This window comes from Prevotella sp. C0026C3, from assembly GCF_056590795.1.
Genome location: NZ_JBWPWW010000003.1, coordinates 162,770 through 186,544, shown reverse-complemented (window position 1 = coordinate 186,544; position 23,775 = coordinate 162,770). Strand labels below are relative to the sequence as shown.

The 23,775-nt window shown below is 42.4% G+C and carries 15 protein-coding genes and 2 pseudogenes; 7 read left to right on the top strand and 10 right to left on the bottom strand.

What is annotated here, in order from left to right; translation table 11 throughout:
* Nucleotides 1-120: 120 nt before the first annotated feature.
* From AC1EK4_RS03085 to AC1EK4_RS03075, 3 genes and pseudogenes are all read right to left on the bottom strand, one after another.
* Nucleotides 121-2,554: pseudogene (locus tag AC1EK4_RS03085) on the bottom strand (glycoside hydrolase family 2 TIM barrel-domain containing protein).
* Nucleotide 2,555: 1 nt separating this feature from the next.
* Nucleotides 2,556-5,438 carry a TIM-barrel domain-containing protein gene (locus AC1EK4_RS03080; protein WP_480356963.1) on the bottom strand — a complete coding sequence of 961 codons (2,883 nt, stop codon included), beginning with the start codon at nucleotides 5,436-5,438 and terminating at the stop codon, nucleotides 2,556-2,558.
* A 667-nt stretch (nucleotides 5,439-6,105) separates the two neighbouring features.
* Nucleotides 6,106-7,572, bottom strand: coding sequence for an SLC13 family permease (locus tag AC1EK4_RS03075; protein WP_480356962.1), 1,467 nt, complete (start codon nucleotides 7,570-7,572; stop codon nucleotides 6,106-6,108).
* 224 nt (nucleotides 7,573-7,796) lie between these two features.
* On the opposite strand from AC1EK4_RS03075, the gene AC1EK4_RS03070 reads away from it, so the two are divergent.
* Together AC1EK4_RS03070 and AC1EK4_RS03065 are read left to right on the top strand one after the other, a co-directional pair.
* Nucleotides 7,797-8,954: an ABC transporter substrate-binding protein gene (locus tag AC1EK4_RS03070; protein ID WP_480356996.1), complete on the top strand. Its 1,158-nt coding sequence runs from the start codon at nucleotides 7,797-7,799 to the stop codon at nucleotides 8,952-8,954.
* Nucleotides 8,955-8,967: 13 nt separating this feature from the next.
* Nucleotides 8,968-9,993: a FecCD family ABC transporter permease gene (locus AC1EK4_RS03065; protein ID WP_480356960.1), complete on the top strand. Its 1,026-nt coding sequence runs from the start codon at nucleotides 8,968-8,970 to the stop codon at nucleotides 9,991-9,993.
* A gap of 9 nt (nucleotides 9,994-10,002) precedes the next feature.
* On the opposite strand, the gene cbiD is transcribed toward AC1EK4_RS03065, so the two are convergent.
* From cbiD to coaW, 5 genes are read right to left on the bottom strand one after another with little or no spacing between them, the layout of a single operon-like run.
* On the bottom strand, nucleotides 10,003-11,889 hold the full coding sequence (gene cbiD, locus AC1EK4_RS03060) for a cobalt-precorrin-5B (C(1))-methyltransferase CbiD (protein ID WP_480356958.1): 1,887 nt from the start codon (nucleotides 11,887-11,889) through the stop codon (nucleotides 10,003-10,005).
* The gene (cobM, locus tag AC1EK4_RS03055) at nucleotides 11,876-13,636 is read right to left on the bottom strand and encodes a precorrin-4 C(11)-methyltransferase (RefSeq protein ID WP_480356957.1); all 1,761 of its coding nucleotides are present in this window, start codon (nucleotides 13,634-13,636) and stop codon (nucleotides 11,876-11,878) included. Before cobM ends, cbiD begins: the two co-directional genes overlap by 14 nt.
* On the bottom strand, nucleotides 13,633-14,838 hold the full coding sequence (locus AC1EK4_RS03050; RefSeq protein ID WP_062434764.1) for a bifunctional cobalt-precorrin-7 (C(5))-methyltransferase/cobalt-precorrin-6B (C(15))-methyltransferase: 1,206 nt from the start codon (nucleotides 14,836-14,838) through the stop codon (nucleotides 13,633-13,635). Before AC1EK4_RS03050 ends, cobM begins: the two co-directional genes overlap by 4 nt.
* A 26-nt stretch (nucleotides 14,839-14,864) precedes the next feature.
* Nucleotides 14,865-16,274, bottom strand: coding sequence for a precorrin-3B C(17)-methyltransferase (gene cobJ, locus AC1EK4_RS03045; RefSeq protein ID WP_480356956.1), 1,410 nt, complete (start codon nucleotides 16,272-16,274; stop codon nucleotides 14,865-14,867).
* Nucleotides 16,275-16,279: 5 nt separating this feature from the next.
* The gene (gene coaW, locus AC1EK4_RS03040; protein WP_036900001.1) at nucleotides 16,280-17,110 is read right to left on the bottom strand and encodes a type II pantothenate kinase; all 831 of its coding nucleotides are present in this window, start codon (nucleotides 17,108-17,110) and stop codon (nucleotides 16,280-16,282) included.
* A gap of 395 nt (nucleotides 17,111-17,505) precedes the next feature.
* On the opposite strand from coaW, the gene AC1EK4_RS03035 reads away from it, so the two are divergent.
* Nucleotides 17,506-18,408, top strand: a complete 903-nt coding sequence (locus tag AC1EK4_RS03035; RefSeq protein WP_036900011.1) for a YitT family protein — start codon at nucleotides 17,506-17,508, stop codon at nucleotides 18,406-18,408.
* On the opposite strand, the gene AC1EK4_RS03030 is transcribed toward AC1EK4_RS03035, so the two are convergent.
* Nucleotides 18,405-19,070: a B3/B4 domain-containing protein gene (locus AC1EK4_RS03030; RefSeq protein ID WP_480356955.1), complete on the bottom strand. Its 666-nt coding sequence runs from the start codon at nucleotides 19,068-19,070 to the stop codon at nucleotides 18,405-18,407. The two genes, AC1EK4_RS03035 and AC1EK4_RS03030, sit on opposite strands and share 4 nt — an antisense overlap.
* 192 nt (nucleotides 19,071-19,262) lie before the next feature.
* Between AC1EK4_RS03030 and AC1EK4_RS03025 the strand changes: the two are divergent.
* The 3 genes and pseudogenes from AC1EK4_RS03025 to ligA all read left to right on the top strand — a co-directional run bounded on the left by AC1EK4_RS03025 (nucleotide 19,263) and on the right by ligA (nucleotide 22,134).
* A pseudogene (locus tag AC1EK4_RS03025) lies at nucleotides 19,263-19,545 on the top strand (PaaI family thioesterase).
* A 338-nt stretch (nucleotides 19,546-19,883) separates the two neighbouring features.
* Nucleotides 19,884-20,051: a hypothetical protein gene (locus tag AC1EK4_RS03020; RefSeq protein WP_156958405.1), complete on the top strand. Its 168-nt coding sequence runs from the start codon at nucleotides 19,884-19,886 to the stop codon at nucleotides 20,049-20,051.
* A 109-nt stretch (nucleotides 20,052-20,160) separates the two neighbouring features.
* Nucleotides 20,161-22,134, top strand: coding sequence for an NAD-dependent DNA ligase LigA (gene ligA / locus AC1EK4_RS03015; protein WP_480356954.1), 1,974 nt, complete (start codon nucleotides 20,161-20,163; stop codon nucleotides 22,132-22,134).
* Nucleotides 22,135-22,187: 53 nt separating this feature from the next.
* Here the strand turns inward: ligA and AC1EK4_RS03010 are convergent, their stop codons facing one another.
* Nucleotides 22,188-22,931: a nucleoside-specific channel-forming Tsx family protein gene (locus AC1EK4_RS03010; protein WP_036899990.1), complete on the bottom strand. Its 744-nt coding sequence runs from the start codon at nucleotides 22,929-22,931 to the stop codon at nucleotides 22,188-22,190.
* 160 nt (nucleotides 22,932-23,091) lie between these two features.
* On the opposite strand from AC1EK4_RS03010, the gene trmD reads away from it, so the two are divergent.
* Nucleotides 23,092-23,772, top strand: coding sequence for a tRNA (guanosine(37)-N1)-methyltransferase TrmD (gene trmD, locus AC1EK4_RS03005; protein WP_480356953.1), 681 nt, complete (start codon nucleotides 23,092-23,094; stop codon nucleotides 23,770-23,772).
* The last annotated feature ends 3 nt before the right edge of the window (nucleotides 23,773-23,775 follow it).

Here is a 23,775-nt window from a genome sequence, read left to right as displayed (position 1 = left end):
AAGAGCCATGGCAGCAATGCTGACAAGCCCGAACAGCAGACTTGAAAAGCCCATACAGTTTTTTGAAGTCTACTCGCCGATAAGTAAACAAATTATCAATTAAGAATCAGGAGTGAGGAATTATTTTGCCTGCAAGGTTATTATTCCATCATTTATCCCAACGCCACGTGCACTCAATTGAATTTGTCCGGCCTCTTTCCCTGCCTGTAACACAACTAGACAACGCCCATTAAATGCTTTTCGTTTATTATCTTTAAAGCGTTCCATAGAGTATGAACAGCCATTATCTACTCCCACTATCTTCGCATTCCCTTGTATCGAGAAGTAAAGTTGATTGTTGGCATTCGGACAAACGTTTCCGTCTTTATCCACAACCTCAATAGTTACAAATGCCAAACTCTTTCCATCAGCCTTCAAAGTTGGCTTATCAACAGACATACGTAGATGGGCTGGTGCTCCGGCTGTATGTATTTCCTGCTCACGTACAACTTTTCCACCCTTTCGAGCAACCACTTTCACCGCACCGGGCTCATACTTTACACGCCACATCACATGGTAATCGTGTTCTCCTTTCTTACGAACACCGGCACTCTTCCCATTGACGAAAAGTTCCACCTCGTCGGCTTGGTTGTAATAACACCACATGTCAATATCCTGCCCCGGTAACCAATTCCAATGTGGGAACAAATGTAAAACAGGCTTGCCAGTCCATTCGCTCTGATACATATAATAAATATCTTTCGGGAAACCAGCCAAATCAATAATGCCAAAATGACTGCTACGTGCCGGGAAACTATACGGAGTGGGTTCACCAATGTAATCCCAACCGGTCCATATAAACTGGCCGCCCACATAAGGAGTATGTTTCACTACATCCCAAGTAGTTTCATGCGTACTACTCCATGGTGCATGCATGTTGTCATAAGCACTACATGAGAAGGAAGGATCTGTATAAGGCAGGCGCCAATCTGTGGGAGCTACATACACAGAGTCACTTGGCATCATGTAGTAACCACGAGTTTGAAGAGCCGATACCGATTCAGACATGATAAAAGGCTTACCGGGAAAATTGGTCGGAACATCTTTGATGTTCTGATGATGATAATTAAAGCCAATGAGATCAAGTGCTCCGCTCTTAAAAAGATGATTCTGTGGAGAGGGTTCACTACAACCTGCTGTTATGGGACGTGTAGTATCCAACTTACGAACTATATCAGCTAGCCAAATCGTCAAACGTGCATTGTCGCTTAATGACTTGCCATTTTGTCGGAGAGCAGATGAGTCACGGGCTGCATTTAACAATATATTGACATCACCAGTTGTTACCCCCTTCTTAGGATTCCATTGCTCTAACACCTCATTTCCTAAACTCCACATGAGAATAGAGGGGTGATTACGGTCACGAAGTACTAAATCTGTCAAATCACGTTTTGCCCACTGATCAAAAAATCTAGCATAATCAAACTCCGTTTTTTTCTGTCGCCACATGTCAAAACTCTCATCCATCACTATGAATCCTAAAGAATCGCAGAGGTTAAGTAGCTCAGGAGCAGGTGGATTATGAGAACAGCGAATAGCATTACAGCCCATCTCTTTTAGTAAATGTAATTTTCGTACAATGGCATCGTTATTGATAGCAGAGCCCAAACAACCAAAATCGTGATGCTCGCAGACACCATTTATCTTCATATTCTTACCATTCAGCCAAAAACCGGTCTTACTATCAAAGCGGAAATCACGAAAACCGGTAGTGGTGATTACCTCATCTATCGTCTTTCCTGCAATAATAACTTCTGTCTTCACCTTATATATATAAGGAATATCCGTAGACCACAAGCGGGGATTCTTGACACGTAGAACTTCCGCTTGCATGGCGTGCAACTACACTTCCATTAGCATTATAGATGGTATTACGAATTGTGGGCTTCTGTCCTAAATGGTCTTCATCTACCAATGAGACATTTATTGCGACTTTCCCTTTAGGAGTCGTTTGTACATGTACTCCCCAATGAGCAATGTGTAGAGAACTTGTCTTCGTAAACCAAACATTACGATAGATACCACAACCCGAATACCAACGCGAGTTGGGCTGATCGGAATTATCAACCTTGACAGCTATCACATTGTCTCCCTTAACCAAGTACGGGGTAAGATCGTATTCAAATCCAATGTATCCATACGGGCGCTGACCTAGTTTATGTCCATTTATATAAACAGTAGAGTTCATATAAACACCATCGAACTCGATAAAATAGCGTTTTCCTCGTTCTATATTTTGTAATGTAAAATATTTACGATACCAACCAATGCCCCCCAGCAAAGCACCACCATTGGCTCCGGACGGATTTGAGGCATGAAAATCGCCCTCTATAGCCCAATCGTGTGGTAAATTGAGCGGTCTCCAAAACTTGTCTTGGTAATCAGGTTGAGACATCTCCACAGAATCGGCTAAAGCAAATAGCCAACTGTCAGTAAACAGTTGGCGTTCACGCGCATAGCCTACTGATAGTCGGCAGACCATCAGTAGGAATAAAAAAGCAAAAGTTTTCTTCATATTATAACTTTACTGTTATACATTTACCGTTATAAGTCACGACACGACCTTGCGCTTGTTCTACATTGAGCCCCGCCACTTTCTGATCGGGAGTACGCAATACTATTTTAAATTTGCGCTGCTTCAACATGCCATCAAACTCTCCTTGACGATTACCGATGGTCAAAGTATGCTTGCTATCATCGTAATTAATTGCGATAGTAGTATATTTTCCCTTTTCATAGTTATAGTTCACACCTTCGTCTTCGTACAGCGTAAACTCTCCATTCTTACCGGCATAAACATACAAAGTAATCAAGTCGGGCTGTTTCTCATCACTCCATTCTATTTCAGGACCGAAAGGAATGATAGCACCCTGTGGTACAAATACAGGAATTTTCTCATACGGTGCATCCGCCGTAATGGTTTGACCACCCTGATAATACTGATTTGTATAAAGGTCGTACCAACCCGTCTGCTTAGGCAAATATACTTGACGACTACGTGCCTTGTACACACTGACAGGACAAGCCATCAATGCCGGACCGAACATCCATTGGTCTTTAATGTCATTAACAGCTGCATCACTGGTAAAGTCCATGACCAAAGCACGCATCATCGTATAATCTTTGAAGTGTACAGCACCTGCCATGCTATAAAGATAAGGCATCAATCGGTAACGCAACTTATCATAAGCAACTATCGTTTTGTAAGCCGGATGAGACTCAGGAGCTATGTTCCACACCTCACGCAAAGGCCATTGACCGTGTGTACGATACAATGGAATAAAACAACCAAACTGATTCCAACGTGTTTGTAATTCACGCCATTCCGTCAAGTCAGCATTCTCTTCACCCGTAGCATCAAAATGTTGCTGAGCAGCCATATAGCGATTCTCTACACAGAAGCCTCCTTGATCCATGCCCCAAAAAGGCAATCCACACAGCGAATAGTTCATACCGGCCGTCATCTGAGCACGCATATCTTCCCAACGTGTACCAATATCACCGCTCCACGATGCTGTTCCATAGCGTTGTTCGCCGGCAAAACCACTACGAGTAAGCAAGAATACACGAGTATTAGGATTTACCGAGCGTTGCCCATTATAGATGGCATCGGCATTAACAATACTATAGGCATTGAAAAACTCTGTACTTGAACCTAGCGCAGTAGGGCCACTTAAAGCCTTACGATACCACATCGGGGTACAGTCACGGACGTTTGGTTCGCTCGCATCCATCCACCAAGCATCTATACCATACTTATATTTAGTGTATAGGTTCTCATCCATCTGACGCCAAAACATCTTACGAGCATCCGCATCATAAGCGTCATAGAACGAACCCATGAAACCTAACCAGTCGTAAATGCTATCTTTGACAGCCTGATGATACATCCAACCTTTGGAATCCAGCTCCTTATAGTTCTTTACAGAGCAGTAGAACTTTGGCCAAACAGAAATCATAAAACGCCCATGCATAGCATGTACACTATCGAGCATAGCTTGCGGATTGGGATAACGTGACTGTTCAAAGACATGACTTCCCCAACTATCTAGTTTCCAATAGTTCCAATCTTGTACAATATTGTCAATAGGAATATGACGTTTACGAAATTCCGCAAGCGTACTTTCAATATCATTAGATGACTTATAGCGCTCCCGACTCTGCCAGAAGCCCAATGTCCACTTAGGAAATACTTGTGCTTTACCGGTCAATGTACGATAACCGGAAATTACATCATCCATATTTTGTCCAGCAATAAAGTAGTAATCCATATCACGACTCATCTCACTCCAAATGCTGAGTTTATTTTGTTCTGCCTCACTTTGTGGCACAGCAGCTCGCAATCCACAGTAGGAAACATCACCATCCGGATACCAATCTATCAGTAAACGTGCCTTTACACCTTTCTTCAAGGGATAGGTAAACTTATAAGAATTGGGATTCCAAGCCGTACGCCAACGTTCCGGAACCACTTCCTTATCATCTATAAACACCTTGATATAACCGGCATAATAAAGGATAAAGCGATAAAGGTTGTCAACAGGAGCCTCTACAAATCCTTCATACGTCACATGTGAACCGTTAAGTTTAAATCCTTGAGGAAGATTACCTATCGTCTCTGAGTTTTCAAAATAGATACTGTCTTCGGTTCGTTCCAACTTATGTCCATCCTTTGAAATGTAAGTTCCTGTCAACGAGCCGACCTTTCCATTCTTATCATACAGCTTAAAAGCACTGCTCAACTGTAAATAATCATTTGGATTACCAAATCGGCAATAAGAATAACTATCCCATAATAGGCCATAATTCTTATTACTTATCACAAAAGGAACACTAATCTTCGTATTGTATTGAAATAAATCTTCATTCTTACCTTTCATTGATAACTCTTCAGATTGATGCTGCCCCAATCCATAGAAAGCCTCATCGGCAGGACTATCAAAAACAGCACGCCACGTCCATCCATTCTTTTGAGTATCGGTAAGTGTTCCTACTCCAATCTCACGTTGTGGAACTACAAATGGTTTAAAAGTCTTGCCTTGCGACTCTGATTCTGATAATAGAGGCTTACCATCACGAGTTAAAAAGCGTACACGGCCAGTCTGCTTATCCACAATTGCTTGCAACTGCTTTGTAGTGACTGTTAACGTATTATCTTGTTCTGTCACACTATACTTCGGTGTCACCAATTGTGGGACGATGATAAGACTACTCTTCACAGGGAAAGAAGTTTCCCTTGTAGACTCTACACGGATAATCTTATCGTTAATCACTTGAAGACGAACTAGTCTTGGACTCTCCGAAGACTGTTTCTCTACTTGAATGGTAAACTTATCACCTTGTTGTACATAGCCTTTTGCCGCTACATTTAAGGCATAACAAGATATAATACCCCCCAAAAAAAAATGTTTTAAATGTTTTCATTGATTGTTTAGTATAATAGTTTGCTACAAAGATACTATATTTATATCAAAGTCATATATATTCTTTTAAGATTCAAACAATTTATAATTTTCCAACCACTATATAAAAAAGAAGGGATTACACCTCACGGCGAAATCCCAACCATATCCCAATTTGAATTAAAAACCAGATAGATAAAATACCTAATATCTACCCTTCATGCAGTATTCATACTCTTTGAATACTATAGCAATCAGACTTAACATCTTATAAATATATTCTAATACCATACAAATACATGATACACAAATCTAAATGGAGTTTTTATTCATGATAGATTGCGACATAGTATCCGTATAATTCTATTTTACTTCGATTGATACAAATATAAAATTAAATTAAAAAGGAAGTTCGATTCTTAATAATAAGAATTGTTAATTCAGTATCATTTTAACAATTAATTAATCCTATAATGCTTTCCAAATCAAATAATTATGTTCTATTTAGGAATGTAAACTACAGTTAAAGAGCCAATGTTGTTTAGAGAACTATGTATTTTTATTTTAAAGAGTAATTATTTTACCCAAAAGAAAAGGGCTAATCCTTCAATAAAGAATTAGCCCCTAATACGATATAGAAATATTTTTTTAATCTAATATCTTGCTAGAATATACCTAATTTACCAAATACGATTAGGACACTAATACCTAGTACAAGCGTGATAGCACCCACCATGATACCAACTTTAAGCATATCGTTTTGGCGAACCAACCCTGTTGAGAAGGCTATAGCATTAGGAGGAGTACTAATAGGCAAGCACATAGCAGCAGAAGCAGCGACTGCGATACCCACAAGAACGGTTACTGTACCACCAATAGCACCTAAATTTTCACCCATACCCTTACAAACTACGGCAAGAATAGGAAGTAATAGAGCCGCTGTAGCAGTATTACTAATGAAGTTACTTAACACATAGCAAATCAAACATGCCACAATAAGAATAACAAACGGATTCCAATTGCCGAATGGAATACTCTTTATAGCCTGTTCAGCCAAGCCTGTTCCATTCATAGCCATACCTAGAGCAAATCCTCCAGCTACCATCCAAATGACGCCCCAGTCAATATCTTGTAAATCTTTAGCACTCAAAACACCGGTAAAAGCGAACACAGCAATTGGTAACATAGCTGTAGTGTTAGCATTAATACCGACTTTATCGCCAAATACCCACAACAAAATCGTGGCAATAAATGTAATAGCTACAACAACCGTACGCCAATTACGATTCATGTTACCATTGATTTCTAGATTGATAGTCTTTTGCTTAAAGGGGAACAATTTAGTAAGAAGATACCATGCAATAGTCAATAAGACAATAACAAGTGGTATCATGATCATCATCCATTGGACGAAAGTAATCCCCATATTCAATCCTGCCGGGTCATTCAGATATTTGACTGCGAATACATTTGGAGGTGTTCCAATAGGTGTACCCATACCACCGATGTTTGCACCAATAGGGATTGCCAATGTCAAAGCGATACGCCCTTTTCCCTCAGGAGGCAATGCACGAAACACAGGAGCCAAGAATGTCAGCATCATAGCAGCTGTAGCCGTATTACTAATAAACATAGAGAAGATACCGGTAATAAGCAAAAAGCCCAAAAGAACATTCTCTGATTTATTACCGAAGGGCTTTATCATCGCCTTAGCCATCATCACATCAAGACCACTCTTGGTTGTAGCGATAGCCAAAACAAAACCACCTAAGAACAGAATAACTGTTGGTTCGGCAAAGCAAGCCATGATACCCACAGAGTCAAGCAACTGTCCATACTGCCCTTCTGCACCTTGGAAAAACTTAAAAGAACTGTTGGATACAAAGAAGAGCAGCACGAAGATAATACAAACGGAGGTTGCCCACGCGGGAATCGCCTCAGTTATCCACAGCAAGACAGCCATGACGAAGATAGCAATAACGCGTTGCTGAACTACAGTAAGTCCATCAATACCGAAAAAAGAAGTTGGAAGATTCCATACGATTACGGTGACAAGCATCGTAATCGCAAACATCAGGAATTTCGTTTTATTGAAATCACCCGATAAAACTTTGTGAAGTGTTTCTTGCATAATAGATTGTTAATTAGTTAATAATTAGATTTAGACATGCTGGCAAAGGTATAGAAAAAACATATAACAAGCGCATCTGACCTATAAATTTATGTAAAAAAGCGGCATTTTTAGTATCTCCTTTCGCATTCCAATATAGATACAACTACCCAAAATATACGTCTACATATACCTAAAATCATTTTTTTTGCTAATTTTGCGAATAATATAAGAATACAATGAATATGAACAAATATGCCACATATGTCTTGTTATTTACATCCTTATTATTTATTGCTTGCAAAGGAAGTAATAAACAAACTATCAGCAATAAGAACATTGAATCAGAAACGAGCGATACCACTCATATCAACTACGCTCAAGGGTTTAGCGTACAAAGTCTCCCTAATGGCGTAAAACTCGTTGAAGTGAAGCCAATAAAGGCGATGAAAGGTGTTGAAGAAATGCCCACAGACTACAAATTCGCCTTAATTCCAAGAGGAACAGAGATAAAAACTCCAGCCGGATACACCCGTATTGAAGTTCCTATCACTCGCTGTATTGCCATGACAACTCTACAGTTGGCCGATTTTATTGCTCTCCATGCACTAGATAAGGTTTCAGGTATCACAAGTACAAAGAACCTATTCAACCAAGAAGTCAAACAACTTGTAAAGGCTGGTAACATAGTTAAAATTGGGCACGAGGGCAATTTCGACAACGAAAAGATTATAGCAGCCGATCCACAACTCATCTTTATCTCTCCATTTAAGCGTGGGGGATATGACGCTATCAAACAAACCAGTGTCGTCTTGATTCCACACTTAGGATATAAAGAGGAAACTCCACTCGGTCAAGCAGAATGGTTAAAATTTGTTGGACTATTTATAGGAAAGGAAAGAGAAGCCGACTCGCTATTCAACGCAATCGTACAGCGTTACGAAGAAGCCAAGAAATTAGCCTTAAGGACTACTAACCGTCCTACCGTAATGAGTGGTGAGATGCATTTCGGACGTTGGTTTGCTGTCGGAGGGCGCAACCATCTTGCTCAACTCTTTCACGATGCAGGAGCAGAATACATTCTACAACATGATAAACACAGCGGAGGTTATCCACTAGAATACGAAGAAATGTATGCTAAAGGGGCTAATGCCGACTATTGGCGTATTCTTAACAGTTTTAAAGGACACTTTTCTTACGACGCATTAGCAAAGAGCGACCCACGTAACAAGGATTTTAAAGCATGGCAGAAAAAACATGTCATCTATTGCAACATGAAGCAATCTCCTTATTATGAAAGTAGTCCTGTCGAGCCGGATATACTGCTCAAAGATCTCATTCACATCTTCCATCCCGAATTACTCAAAGATTACAAACCCAAATATTATCAACTTCTGAAATAAAAACCCTGCTCATTTGAACAAGCATCTCATCATATTTGTCCTTATATTCCTACTGATTATCCTGCTTTGGATTCTCAATGTCATGATTGGTTCAGTGCATGTTCCTTTCAATGACGTCTATCACCTCTTAGTAGATGGGCAAGATGTAGGGATTATCTCCCGAAACATCGTTCTCAAATCACGTATTCCACAGGCAATGGTGGCACTTGTTGCCGGTGCAGGATTGGCTGTAAGCGGTCTCCAGATGCAAACTATTTTCCGCAATCCATTGGCTGGTCCATCTGTATTAGGCATCTCCAGCGGAGCCAGTCTAGGCGTTGCTTTCGTTGTCTTATTATCAGGTTCCATCGGAGGTGTAGCTCTCAGCCGACTTGGTTTCTTTGGCGATGTAGCCATGACATCAGCTGCCATCATTGGATCATTGGCAGTTATGGCACTTATCGTAGCCGTATCTCAGAAGGTACAAGGCAGCGTAACACTTCTCATCATAGGTGTCATGATTGGTTATCTAGCTACAGCCATCATTGGAGTATTAAAGTTCTTTTCGCCTGAAGAAGACGTCAAAGCATTCGTAGTATGGGGATTGGGCAGCTTTGCTCGTGTCAGTGGTGGCGAGATGTGGCTCTTTGTATGTATCATGGGTATTCTATTACCTTTACAATTGCTAATGGTTAAGACGCTCAATTTGCTTCTACTGGGTGATGACTATGCACGAAATTTAGGACTGAATGTACGGCGTGCCCGCACTTTAGTTATTATTGCGAGTGGCGTACTCGTTGCTATCATTACGGCATATTGCGGTCCTATCATGTTCATAGGTTTGGCCGTCCCCCACCTTTGTCGCTCTATCTTCCAGACATCCGACCACCGTATACTCCTGCCTGCAACCATGTTAACAGGTAGTCTACTGGCTCTTGTCTGTAATCTTTTGGTACGTTTCCCCGGCATTGAAGGGGCTTTACCTGTCAATTCGGTCACAGCTTTAGTCGGTGCACCCATCGTTGCCTCCATCATTTTCTCTAGACAACGAAAGTACTAAGACTCCATTCTACCAAATTCGACCATCATTGTCTATTAACAAGAGTTCCACCTCACAGTCCGGAGCTAACGGTTCACAATATAATAAACAATATCTGCGAACTACATTCACAAAGTTCTGCACATCCGATTGAGGCATAATTTTCCATAACTCTCTAGCCAATTTGATTTTGTCAAGTGCTTCTAAAACCTCTTTTCCACAACGGGCTTCTACCATCATCGACGCAATAAAAGCCTTGTCCATTGTAGAATGCTTGCTATGTGTATCTAGATGACCAGCCGCTAGTTTCACCGCTTTTCCCAGCATAATACCCAATGAGAGTTTAGTGAACCCCTCATCAGCAGCCATTTTAATTGTATCCCCTATGAAATTTCCATATTCTACAAACACTTGTGAGGGCAAATGTGGATAAAAATCCTTTACATATCGCTCACTCTTTGCCCCACTATTGATGACGACATGGTCACAATCTGTAGCTCTAGCAACATGCATACACTTACGAATAGAATTTAGAAAACCCTCTTTTGAGAATGGTTTGATAATCCCCGACACTCCTACAATGCTTATTCCTCCCTTTATTCCAAGTCTGGGATTAAAAGTCCGACCGGCAATTTCCTCCCCACGAGGTACGCTAATCGTCACACGTAATGGTTCATCAGTCAACAATCGCAGGTTTTGTCGAATCATCTGTTGTGGCACTTTATTGATAGCTGGCTCACCGGGCAGCGTATCAAATCCCGGCAGGGTAATTATGCCAACCCCTACTCCACCATCTATTGCAATATCATCCGGTTGTCCTTTGGCAGTAGCATCAACCTCTACGTAGGCACAAACCTCCAATCCGTTGGTTACATCAGGATCATCCCCGCTATCTTTTATACACATACAATAAACTTTTCCGCTTTCATCCTCACCATCATATATAGGTACAGAGAGCGATTCACCGTTCGGAATGACAACTTTAACACTCGCAATGGGAGCTTCATCTAATTGCAATAAACGTCTACAAGCACCGATAGCGGCTACCGTCGCATATGTTCCTGTAGTGAGCCCACTCTTCAATTCAAAGAAATTGGGGAAGAGTTTTTCGGTTGCACGTCGTAGTCCGTAGGGGCCATTCACTATCTGATAACAACTCTTCAGTATTCGAAAACGAGACAACACAGCATGATAATCGGGACGTTTAATAGCATATACTTTACAACCTATACGTAAAGCCGCCTCTACCTTTTGCTGGAATCCACCAGAACTTCCACTTTCTTTGATAACGATAATGTCCGGACGCAGCCGTTCCAAGAGCGGTTCCAGTTCCTCCTGACTATCATATAGATGGCTCTCATCAGCTCCATCAGCCAAAGCCTTTTCTTTGCTTGCAGGCGTATTGAGTATCCGATAATGCACATTTGCCACACTCTCTAAAGTATGAAGTTCTTTGACAGCAGAGACTCCACAAAGAGACAAAACAACAGTTTTCTGAGATTGCATCTCTAACAATTTTATCTCTTGTACAAAAGAGGCATAACTATCTATCCAACAAACATTTAAGCTTTGATTTATAGATTTTCTATCAAAGCGTATTAAAGGTATTTCCAATTCGCTAACCAATCGCACTATAGACTCATGGATGTGTTCCGCAAAAGGATGCGTAGCATCTATGACGAGACGAATATCATGATTTTCGCAAAAAGTAATCTTCTCCTTATGTGTCATTGCACCAACCAATCTAGTACCATGGTGTAATGTCACCTCTTGCGAGTCGGTTCTTGTAGAATAATAAAATGTTCGTCCGGCTTCTTCCAACACCTGCACAGCAATCCTCCCTTCGGTCGTTCCGCCATAAACAAGCACACTGCCGGCAACCACTTGGTCTCTGTCTCGCAACTCAGGATTTTGCATTTCTGAACAAATGGGTGAAATGACTAGAATATAATTCACTCAATCCTGACCTGTTGCCAATGGCTTCTCCTACTACCAACAATGTATCAAGTGTCAGCCGATTGTCCTTTACTATCTTTGCCAAATCCTTCAACTGACCTCTAAAAATTTTCTGTTCAGGCCATGTCAAACGATAACAAGCTGCAACAGGAGTCTCAGCCGGATATTCCATTAACAATTCTTTCTGCACTTCATCTACGAGTGTCGCACTCAAATAGATGCACATTGTACTTTGACTGTGAGCCAACATGTGTAGCTTTTCTTTTTCAGGCATAGGGGTTCTCCCCTCTCCACGGGTTAGAATGATCGTCTGTGTCTTCTGCGGAATGGTAAATTGAGAACGCAACTCTGCCGCCGCCGCTTGAAAAGCACTAATTCCCGGTGTTATATGATAATTCATATGAGCCTTATCAAGCAAAGCCATTTGCTCCTGAATGGCACCATACAAACAAGGGTCTCCGGTATGCAGACGTACTATTTGCTTTCCTTTTTGGTAGAAATCCTGCATCAATTCCACCTGCTCTTCAAGGTCTAAATCCGCACTGCTTCTTACCGTCGCCCCCGCTTTAGTGCAACTTACCACTGCTTTGGGCACCAAGCTACCTGCATAGAGTATCAAATCGGCCGTTTCAAGGAGATTGCGTCCCCGAACAGAAATCAAATCAGGATCGCCCGGCCCTGCTCCTACAAACTCAATATGCGCACCACGTTGAAAAGCCACATCAACTGCTACCGCCAATGTCCACTTCTCACCTTTCTGCTTTTCCACAACAAGTTGCCCCCCACTTGCAGCCAATAATGCCGAAGCCTCACTCACACTGGGCGTACCTACATGTTTAGCTACCACTTTACTCCCATTAGGAACATCTACCTTCTGTAGCTCTTCAGCCGTATAGAAATGAAAGGGATACGTTTCTTCCAATACAGCAACAACTGGCTCATCGGCCTTTACATCTATTGTATTCAAGTCTATAATAGCATCGCGAGAAACATTGTGACGCAACAAAGCACACCAAATTTCATCAAGAATTTGCTCTGTTGGTTGTGCCTGATGAGCCAAACCCAATCCCACATGTATACAACGAGGTATATAATTTAGCGTCAAACTATCAGTAACAACAGGCTGTTGCCGGTAACTAACCGACAAAATGAGAGCATAGCGAGAGGTATCAATATCTTCCGAACAATAATAAATATCCACAAAATCAGGACAAGTACGCTCTAAATACTCTGTTCCTCTATCTTTCACCTCCAAGAGTAAGGCCGTCGGTTTATGGTTCGTAAAGGCAAAAATACAGTCATTAAGTTCCGTTTTGGAGGCTGTCCAACCAAACTGTCTAGCCAATGTATCCAACGGCCAAAGTCCTTCATAATCGCTTTGCGTAGTTACGACCGGCATAGTGCCAAGCATTCTAGCAATCTCATGGGTCAGTTTGTTCGCACCACCCACATGTCCACTCAACACACTGATGACATTATTGCCCATGCTGTCAATACAAATTACAGCCGGATCTGTATGTTTATCTTCCACAAAAGGAGCTATCGTACGCACACAAATACCCATGGCACCAATAAACACAAAGGCATCAAAGTCATGAAAAACTCGTCCTACGCTTTCACGTACTATAATTTCGCCCTGTAACTCTACTTTTAGCTTGTCGGCAATGGCTCTACCTTGAGCTGATATAGGGATGATAGCTATTTTCATTTCGTTGCTGATAAAATATAAATTGGATTATGATTGTCTACTGTGAGTCGCATTGGAGATATGGTATGCATCCTTAACTCTGTAGCAGCTTCATTGAACAAATCGAAACTTTGCGATGTGACGCTATTCATAACAACATGTGCTCCAACCGGTAATAGCAGATAAACACGATTCAATATTTCCTTTAAGCGTCCACCATGTCCACCTATAAACACGGCATCGGGAGCAGGAAAATTGGCTAAATCCACTTTCATGAAATCGCCCATCACCGCCGTAATGCCCGGACAATGGAATCGCCTTTGATTTTCTTGCAATATTTTCTCACATTTGGGGCGAATCTCGAAACTCACAACATGTAAATGCGGGAATTGCAACTTGGCTTCAATGCTGACACTCCCTGTACAGAACCCTATATCCCAAAACACCTGATGGCTACGTAGATGTAGTGCTTGGAGCGACAACAACCGAATCGGCATCTTCGTTATCATATTGACTCGACCATCCAAAAGGGCAAAACGTTGTTCCTCAATACCATATTCACGCTGTGGCACAGCATCGTCATCAGCATGAAGTATCAGGCAATTAGGATATTCAAACTCATGCCTTACGGCGTCTTCCAATGCAAAACTACGAACTCGTTCCTTATCGGGATGTCCCAAATGTTCCCCAACCGACATCACATATCCGTCAAAACCATATTCCAACATACGTGTGGCAATCGCTGCCGGTGTATGTTCCCGGTCGGTCAACACGCCCATTTTCAGACTTCGTTCTATCAAGGCACGGTCAAATTCATGCCAAGGGCGCCCGGTCAAACTCACGATTCGCATGTCATGATAAGGCATCACGAGCCGATGAGCCAACATTTGTAGACTATTAAAATAGGGATATAGCTGTATTTCGGCATCAGGCTTCAAGCGCTTAATAGTATTGGCAAAACCATAAAACAAGGGATCATTGGAAACAAACACTACTATCTCATCGACCCGCATTTCATTGCTGACGCTCTCATACTCATCAAAGACCATTGTCATCGGGGCTACAATATCTATCCAGATAGCATCCATGGGCAACAAATGTTGTACCAGCTCATGGTGACGCTTTCCCCCAGAGAACACTTTAGCGGTTTCAATTGCTTGTAAAGCAGCAACCGGCAACTCAAAACTAGGCGAATCTGAAAGTCCGATAACGATGAATCTCATGCGTTTATAAGATGAATTGAAAAGTTCTACAAATCTCTACCCGGTCGCAATTGTGCAGCATCGTCAAAGCAGAGAATAGCATTACAAAGCGTCGCAGCTAAATTACTTCCGCCTTTTCGCCCCTCTACTATCAGTTTCGGGACTTCTTGAAAGGTCTTTACCATGTGCTTACTCTCACACACATGTACAAATCCAACAGGGGCAGCAACTATACCCGACGGCCGAGCTTTACCATGACGCATCAGCGAACAAAGTTCCATCAATGCCGTAGGTGCATTGCCAAATGCGAAAAGAGCATGCGGATGCTCGGCCACAGCTAGTCTAATACCGGCCTGAGTACGGGTTATTCCCTCTTTCTCTGCCATTTCCTTGACACGCGAATCGTCCAAATAACACAGTACATTGACGCCCAGTCGAGCCAAAGCTCCTTTGCGAATGCCACTCTTTACCATCGTCACGTCGGTGACAATCGTATCAATCCGACCATCTACAATCCCATTATAAAGCGTCTCTACAGCTCCTTTATCGGTATAAAGGATATCCTCCATATCAAAGTCGGCAGTGGTATGGATGGCATGGAGCAATGCCCATTGATGGTCAAGTGGTATATCCTTATCTTTAAGTTCGCTAGCAATCGTCTGGAAACTTTTAATCATGATCTGCCTACCAAGTTTGTCTTCAGATGCCTCATTGGCTTGATAATATCCACGAGGGGTTATCATGCTCTCTCCCCATTGATAGGTTTGACTGTTGCCAATGATGACAATAGTGAACATATCCACCTTTTCAGGATTGAATTCACCAAGCGTTGTCAGATGTACAGATTGCTCCGGTCGACCAGCTTGACGCACATATCCAACCGGTGTATCAGCATTTCGGCCATTCTTTAGGAACAGTTCAATCAATCTATATAACTGCCAATAACGGCCATTACTTTTAGGGTTGTATACAGCTGTAACGAAATCAGCTTGTGCCACAGCAATGATTCGGCGCTCAATAAGATTCCATGGAGTCATCAAGTCGCTTAACGAGATGACACAAAAGTCATGTCCCATAGGAGCACCGAGTAAGGAAGCTGCCTTCTGAAAGGCACTCACACCCGGACACGACACCACCTCTACGTTACTACTACGCTCCCGTTTCATTTCTAAAATAAGCGGAGCCATGCCATATATACCGGCATCTCCACTAGAAATCACGCAAACCGTCAATCCTTTCTCGGCTTCCTCAAAAGCCATTCGAGCACGTTCGCGCTCTTTTTTCATTCCGGTATCAATACACGACACACCTTCTCGGAGATATGGAGCGATAAACTGAAAATAGTATTTGTATCCTACAATAACATCGGAAACATGAACTGCATCAAGCACAGCTGGGGTTATATCGTCTTTACTACCCGGACCAATACCGGCGATGATAATTTTTCCATTGCTCATAAAGCTTACTTCTTATCCATATAATCAAGTGCTGCGCCAATGGCTGTACAGAACTCACTGTACTTAGGAATCCTAAAATGTACTCCGTAGAGTTTCTCCAACCCCGGATACACTTCTTTGCATTGTGGCAACAGTGTAAGGTTGCCAATCATCACAAAGTCCTTGATACCGCTACCAAGGCTTGAAAGGATGCTGGCACTACCAATAGACTGTAGTACCATACAAATAAGTCCGATAGCAATATCTTCTCTACTGGCATTAGCCTTGGCATTACTGAAGAGCGATGCAGTTGCATTCATAGGCAGGCCGGGAAGTGGACGTGCGCTAATATCGCCTATCAACAGATTGATTTTACTAATATCACCCTGCATAGCTAGGCTTGCCACCTGCTTAATATCATCGGTCTTCAGCATGATACGACTTAACCCTTGAAGCGTCCCCCCCCCAATACCAATACCGCCAATATGGCGAATATCATCGCCATCGCACATAACAAGACTCGTACCTGTACCCATACTCACCACTATCATGCGGTCGAGCTTACTCTCATACCGCGCTCCCAACCCATCGGCTATAAACTCTTGACTCTTACTGGTGGGCAACCCGTAAATAGGACTGTTGATATATGCTGCCCCAACACCGGTGAGCATCACTTGTTCTACGTCGTTTAGTTCTATCTTATTATCGTAGAGATACTTACCAAATGCTCCATAGAGACTTGTCACAGGGTCGGTAGCTTTGATACGAAAAGGGTTGATAACCATCCTACTACTATCAACACCAACAATCTTTGTAGTACTAATACCTACATCAATGCCTATTACGATTTTCTTCATTACTTCATATTTGTGTTGTCGCTACAAAGATAAACAATTTAAATGAATTATAGTGGTAGCAAAACTCATAAACTATAGAAGTGGAAAACACAGCACTTCACACCCCAAACTCGTCTACTTGCCAACAGGTCTATTCGTCGACTAATGCGCTGCAAAGCCGAGGCAACAATTCTGAAAAGCCCAATCAGCAAAACTGAAACAACAAGGCAGAAATACTATCAAGCCTCTGCAGTAAATCAATATATTTTCAATAAAAATACAAAGTAGCCGATAATGAAGAAAAAAAAGGGGCACATAAGAGTGGATAAATCAAAAATAGTGTAACTTTGCACCGTCTTTATAGCATGAAACACTGACTAGCCAAGATAAACAACTTATAGCATATTGAAATGATGATGTTAAGAACTGACAGACGTGCTGTTACCAATGAGATTAAAGACTATCTCATGATTCTAATCGGAATGGTATCTTATGTAATGGGATGGACAATTTTCCTACTCCCCAACAACATTACAACCAATGGTGTACCCGGTATTGCTTCTGTTCTTTATTGGGGACTTGGAATCCCAGTACAGTATACTTATTTCACCCTAAATGCAATTTTATTAGCTATCGCACTACGCGTATTAGGGTTGAAATTTTGTATGAAGACTATCTATGCAGTATTTGTCTTGACCGTCTCAACAGCTTTCTTTAGGAATTGTGTTCATGTACATTTGCTAGAAAACCAGCCTTTCATGGCTAGTATTATTGGAGCTATCTTCTGCGGAAGTGGTATTGGTCTTAGCTTCTCTTTCAATGGTAGCACTGGCGGAACAGATATTGTTGCAACCATCATCAATAAATACAAAGACATATCCTTGGGACGTGTCATCATGATGTGTGACATTTTCATCATCTCGTCGAGCTATTTTGTGTTCCACAACTTCGAACAAGTGATTTACGGTTACGTGGTTCTTTGGGTGACAGCATTTTGTATTGACCAAGTTGTCAATAGCATGCGACGCTCCGTACAGTTCTTTATTATCTCGGATAAATACAAAGAGATAGCAAGCCGTATCAATGTTTCACCCCGTCGTGGTGCCACAGTCATAGATGCACATGGCTTCTATTCCGGTCATGAAGTAAAGATGTTATTTATCCTAGCCAAGAAAAGAGAGTCGGGAGTCATCTTCCATATCATCAACGAGATAGACCCATCGGCATTCGTTTCACAAAGTAATGTCATCGGAGTATATGGAAATGGTTTTGATAAATTCAAGACCGGAATGTCTAAATTTCAAAAGACGAAAGCCTAACGAAAAAGGAAGTAACTCCCACCATCGCTCTCAGCATACTTGCGCAGTAGTTTCTGAATGAACTCGGCATTATCCTGTACACGCTTCTCATCACCATCATAACCGTTAATAATAACGGCAAGGTGACATGTATTAATGCTGATTTTCGTCCGTTCATGGTCGCTGGTGGGTGTACCTACTCCACCTATTTCATCGCGATAAACGGGTAATCCGGCTATATTAATCATTCCGCGACCTATTCCTTCGTATGGTTCGCCCTCGCGACCGACACCTAATTGCAGTGTGTCGCCTACAAATTTATCGGCATCGAAGCCTCCTATACTGTAACCGAAAGACATGCTGGCAAGGTTTATCAAGTCGACCAACGTATCGATTTGATAAAGTTCTTTCGACTGTAATAAACGTCTAACGAGTGCTTCTGCAGCCGGACGGTAGCGCGAAGGATCCTTTCCGCAGGCTCTATAAACTTTCCGAGTGGCTGCAATGCCGCTTATACCTTTCAGTTGTTCGGTCGTCAATGTTACTCGAAAGTGTTCACCTAATTGATTGATTTCATCCCAAAGAGGTTGGCAATAAGCAGTGTTAACCACCTGTGCCTCGACATATACTCCCACAAACTGCGGACATACTTGTTCTATTTCTTTCCCTACGATTATCTTCATACTGCAAATTTACGGAAAAGCCATCAAACAATCTCAATGTTAATCAAAACTTTTAGGCTAGCCAAATGGCCACTCATCTATCTTATCATACTATTTTCAGGACAGAAAGAATTATCTCACTTTTTCTTTCTAACTTCGCCAACAATGATTCTACACAACCGTTGAATCACACTACTATATATAAATAAAACAATGGAAAAACTAAAAGGCTTCTTTGCAAAAGATAAATTTGCAGCTCTCGTAGGTGCAGAGTTGCTTGAATTAAAGGAGGGATATGCCCGCGTAAGAATGAAAGTGACGCCCAATCATTTAAATGCTGGGGGCGTATGTCAAGGGGGGATATGCAGAGGCTAAAGAACTTGTCAACCATCATCGTATGCCGTTTGCAGAAGTAAGGATTACGAATGAAGATAATAAACTTCTCTGCGTCTTTACATCGAGTGGATACCGAAAAGACGTAGATATAGAATTCTAAAGACGAACAAAAGGACTAATCAAGACAGATTAGTCCTTTTATTATTTTTATCCTCAAATCCGCAACTAAGCCCTTGAACGTCCTTATTGCGTTTACACGGCGGTGTTTTGCCCCGTCCGCAGGCGCGGATTGCGTTTCGCGGCGGTGTCTTGCCCCGTCCGCAGGTGCGGATTGCATTTCGCGGCGGTGTTTTGCCCCGTCCGCAGGCGCGGATTGCGTTTCGCACTGCTGTTTTGCCCCGTCCGCAGGCGCGGATTGCGTTTCGCACTGCTGTTTTACCTCGCCGGGGTAGAGCCTAGCCACCGCACCGTCCTCCCACCTCCATGAGAAGCGGCAGCTTGGCCACCATCAAAGCCTTGGTTCCATCCGGGAAAGGGCAAGAAGAGGCAGCCCTTCTCGGTGACGCCTTCCTTCTTGAGGATCTTGCCCTTATTGCCGCTCGGCTCTGCCGCTTGCCAAAGCAAGAGCTTTTTGTTGCTCAGGTACTTAAAAATTTTAAGTTATAATAGTGTTGCGGAATTAAGGTTAAAAAGCAAAGAAGATGGTAATTAGTAATGAGGTTATTTGCTTATTTAATTGTTTTCAATTATCTTTGAGCCACCATATATCAATAAGATGAGCAACGACAAGACCATACAAATGCAGGAGTTGATAGATAAACTCAACCAAGCATCGGAAGCATATTACAACGGACAAGGTGAACTCATGACCGATTACGAGTGGGACGCCATGTTCGACCAACTGAAAAAGATGGAGGAAGAGACGGGAGAAATACTTCCCGGCAGCCCGACAAATAAAGTTTCGGAAGACAATATCACCGGACAGAAAGAAGAACACGAGTTCTCTGCGCTGTCATTGGCAAAGACCAAACAGCCTCAAGACTTGGTAAAATGGGCAGAGATGCGCCCTATCTGGATTTCATGGAAGCTCGACGGCCTGACACTTGTGGTGACATACGATGACGGAAAACTCACAAAGGTGGTGACACGTGGCAATGGTCACATCGGTACCAACATCACTCATTTGGCCAATGCCATCAATGGGATACCATCAAAGATTCAAGCAGGGGGACATATCGTAATTCGTGGAGAAGCTGTTATCTCGTATGAAGACTTCGAACAATTCAATATGGAGGCAGAAGAGGAATACGCCAACCCGCGCAATCTGGCTTCCGGCTCGCTCACACTTAAAGACCCGGAGGAGGTAAAACTACGCCATATACAGTGGAAACCGTTCACGCTAGTATATTGTGATAAAGACGTCACATCGTGGGGAGAACGTATGGCAATGCTCGACCGGTTGGGATTCAGCTCTGTAGAGCGCGAAGTCATCAACACACCGACACTGGAAAACGTAGAGAACGTTATCGAACAATGGACGGAAAAGGTGACTAGCAAACAGTGCCCATATCCAGTTGATGGCCTCGTTATTACTTTCGATGATACAGAATATGCCTCAACCGGTTCGGTAACCGGCCATCATGCCACACGCGCCGGATATGCTTTCAAATGGCAGGACGAAGCTGCTACAACAGAATTAGACCACATCGAATGGTCGTGTGCGGCCAGTACAATCTCACCGGTAGCCGTGTTTAAACCAGTAGAGCTAGAGGGTACCACCGTGAAAAGAGCATCGCTATGCAATATCAGCGAGTGCGAGAGATTGGGAATCGGCGGTCCGGGGAGTGTACTTTCGGTCATCAAAGCCAATAAAATTATTCCGAAAGTCATTCAAGTGTCACAAGCTGTGGGAGCATTTGAGATTCCGTGCGACTGTCCGGTATGCCATTACGCCACTGAAGTGGTAACTAGTGAGAGCAGCGGGACAAAGACTTTACACTGCACCAATGCCCAATGTCCGGCGAAACAACTCAAAAAATTTGCTCGTTTAGTATCAAAAGAAGGGCTGAATATTGATGGTATCTCGGAACAAACTGTGGCAAAATTCATCAATCTAGGATGGGTTAAAGAGTATGCCGACCTCTATCATTTAGCTGAACATAGGCGGGAAATGTCGGTATTGGAAGGATTTGGCGTCAAATCGGTAGACAATATTCTGAAATCGATAGAGCGAACTCGCACCGTAGAAGCACGTCGTTTGCTCTACGCACTAACCATTCCGATGGTGGGACAAGATGTATGTAAACGCCTACTCAACGCATACGAGTTGGACGACCTTATCTCCACAGCCATAGAAACGGAGGCTACCGACCACTTCGCGAGTATTGATGGAATAGGTCCGGAAAAGTCGGCTTCGTTCGTAAATTGGATGAAGGAAGAAGAGAATCAGACAATTGTGAGGCATCTAATAGCCGAGCTCACCATCACACAAGAACGACAAGAGACCACTGGAGAAAAATGTAAGGACTTGACTTTCGTCGTTACGGGGGACTTACACCATTATAAAATTCGCAACGAACTGAAGGCTTACATCGAAAGTCAAGGCGGAAAGATGACGGGAAGCATTAGCAAATCGACCAACTACTTGATTAACAACGACGTTAATTCTACATCGGGCAAGAACCAAAAGGCCCAACAACTAGGTATTCCTATCCTATCGGAGGACGATTTTTTGGAAAAGTTTGGATAATAAAAATGCCCTCCCAGATTGGGGAGGGCATGGATATTGCTATCTTTTTCTAATTAGAATGTCCACTTAGCAGCGATGGTAGGGATGGCATAGAACTTATTGTTTTGCCCTTTCGTGTTCCAAACAAAGTTGTTAGAAACCTCTACCTCTGAACCCAAACTCAAGTTAACATCTTTCATTCCTTTCAATGTATTGAGATTGAACCAGAATTGTGGTTCTGTCAAGAAAATCAATTTACCCTTCACATTGGGGTCGTACCAAACATCACAGAAGCCACTGAAAGTGCAAAGACCTTGTGCAAAGGTGAGTCCCCAAACCTCTGTTAACTGAAAACCACTGAACGGACGTGCATTAAAATGACGATTCTTGAAATAATATTTGTACATGGCTTGGATAGAGAACGTCTTAGAGAAATCGGCACTATGCCAATTCCAAGCTCCACCAAACAACACTGCATGCTGGAAACGAACTGCATTCCAAGTGTCTTCGTTGCTAGACAAGCCACCATTATATTCTATATGTGCAGCCCACTGCTTATTTTTCGACACATTAAACTCGCGTGCAATCTCCCAATATGCACCTGCAACACCGTCTCGCTGATAGTCTATATCGGTGAATAAGAAGGTACTACCCCATCTATCGGGCTTAAACATTTCAACCGTTGTAGTCACACTTGGACGATTAGAAAGTTCCTTGTAGAGTGAATGACCTAAATCATAATGGAGCTGAACGTTCTGTGCAAATCCACCAAGAACACCGGCCATTGAAAAAATGGCCACAAGAAGATGCTTTTTCATAAGTTGTTTTATACGTTTGATTACTATTTTTTGCAAAATTATATAAAACATTTCACTCTTCTGATATAAAAGTATCAAAAAGATAAGAAAACCTTATGAATCTATCACTTCGACGAGCATAGCAAAGAAAAAACAAAGAAAAATCACTAACTTTGCAGCCATGAGAATAGACATTATCACCGTATTACCCGAAATGCTAGAAGGATTCGTCAATGAATCTATTCTTGCCAGAGCACAAAAGAATAACCTCGTAGAGATTCATTTGCACAATCTGCGCGACTATACGCTTGATAAATGGAGGCGTGTAGACGATTATCCATACGGTGGTTTTGCCGGTATGGTAATGCAATGTGAACCCATAGACCGTTGCATCTCAGCGCTAAAAGCCGAGCGAGATTACGATGAAGTAATCTTCACCAGCCCCGATGGTGAGCAATTCAACCAACATGTGGCTAACGACCTCAGTATGAAAGGCAACCTGATTATCCTCTGTGGTCATTACAAAGGTATTGACCAACGTGTCCGTGACCATTTGATTACGCGCGAAATCAGTATTGGAGACTATGTATTGACGGGTGGTGAGCTAGCAGCTGCGGTGATAACGGATGCTATTGTACGCCTTCTGCCGGGCGCAATCAGCGACGACCAAAGTGCATTGAACGATTGTTTCCAAGACGATTTGCTTGCTGCGCCCATCTATACAAGGCCTGCCAACTACAAAGGATGGAAGGTTCCGGAGATTCTACTCAGTGGAAATGAAGCTAAAACTAAGCAATGGGAACTAGATATGTCGCTGGAACGAACCAAACAGCTACGCCCTGATTTACTGAAAAAGAAATAGTTT

Excerpts from the sequence above, each read along its gene's own strand:
- AC1EK4_RS03075 (WP_480356962.1), bottom strand. The coding sequence starts at position 7,572 with ATGCAAGAAACACTTCACAAAGTTTTATCGGGTGATTTCAATAAAACG.
- AC1EK4_RS03070 (WP_480356996.1), top strand. The coding sequence starts at position 7,797 with ATGAACAAATATGCCACATATGTCTTGTTATTTACATCCTTATTATTT.
- cbiD (WP_480356958.1), bottom strand. The coding sequence starts at position 11,889 with ATGCAAAATCCTGAGTTGCGAGACAGAGACCAAGTGGTTGCCGGCAGT.
- cobM (WP_480356957.1), bottom strand. The coding sequence starts at position 13,636 with ATGAAAATAGCTATCATCCCTATATCAGCTCAAGGTAGAGCCATTGCC.
- AC1EK4_RS03050 (WP_062434764.1), bottom strand. The coding sequence starts at position 14,838 with ATGAGATTCATCGTTATCGGACTTTCAGATTCGCCTAGTTTTGAGTTG.
- cobJ (WP_480356956.1), bottom strand. The coding sequence starts at position 16,274 with ATGAGCAATGGAAAAATTATCATCGCCGGTATTGGTCCGGGTAGTAAA.
- coaW (WP_036900001.1), bottom strand. The coding sequence starts at position 17,110 with ATGAAGAAAATCGTAATAGGCATTGATGTAGGTATTAGTACTACAAAG.
- AC1EK4_RS03035 (WP_036900011.1), top strand. The coding sequence starts at position 17,506 with ATGTTAAGAACTGACAGACGTGCTGTTACCAATGAGATTAAAGACTAT.
- AC1EK4_RS03030 (WP_480356955.1), bottom strand. The coding sequence starts at position 19,070 with ATGAAGATAATCGTAGGGAAAGAAATAGAACAAGTATGTCCGCAGTTT.
- ligA (WP_480356954.1), top strand. The coding sequence starts at position 20,161 with ATGAGCAACGACAAGACCATACAAATGCAGGAGTTGATAGATAAACTC.
- AC1EK4_RS03010 (WP_036899990.1), bottom strand. The coding sequence starts at position 22,931 with ATGAAAAAGCATCTTCTTGTGGCCATTTTTTCAATGGCCGGTGTTCTT.
- trmD (WP_480356953.1), top strand. The coding sequence starts at position 23,092 with ATGAGAATAGACATTATCACCGTATTACCCGAAATGCTAGAAGGATTC.